This window comes from Ralstonia sp. ASV6 (assembly GCF_016429285.1).
Taxonomy (GTDB): domain Bacteria; phylum Pseudomonadota; class Gammaproteobacteria; order Burkholderiales; family Burkholderiaceae; genus Ralstonia; species Ralstonia flaminis.
In genome coordinates, this window is sequence record NZ_JAELUI010000649.1 from 1 (window position 1) to 302 (window position 302).

Annotated in this window: 1 protein-coding gene; it reads right to left on the bottom strand. The window is 73.8% G+C overall.

Features of this window, described 5'->3' with window-relative positions:
- Window positions 1-144, bottom strand: a 144-nt coding sequence (locus JHD73_RS30170) for a type VI secretion protein IcmF/TssM N-terminal domain-containing protein (RefSeq protein ID WP_368735573.1), incomplete at its 3' end; no start/stop codon positions are given.
- Window positions 145-302 lie beyond the last annotated feature (158 nt).

Below are 302 nucleotides of genomic sequence, written 5' to 3' on the forward strand. Positions count from 1 at the left end.
GGTCGACAGCCCGAACCGGCGTGCGATGCGCTCGGCCGATGCGCTGTTGGTGGCGCCTTCCTGCAGCGCGCTGGTGAAGTAGAAGCCGCGGAACACGGGCTTGTACTGGAAGGGGTTCTCATCAAACCTGTCTCTTATACACATCTCCGAGCCCACGAGACATGGCGCCTGATCGCGTATGCCGTCTTCGGCTTGAAAATGGGGGGGGGGGGGGGGGGGGGGGGGGGGGGGGGGGGGGGGGGGGGGGGGGGGGGGGGGGGGGGGGGGGGGGGGGGGGGGGGGGGGGGGGGGGGGGGGGGGGG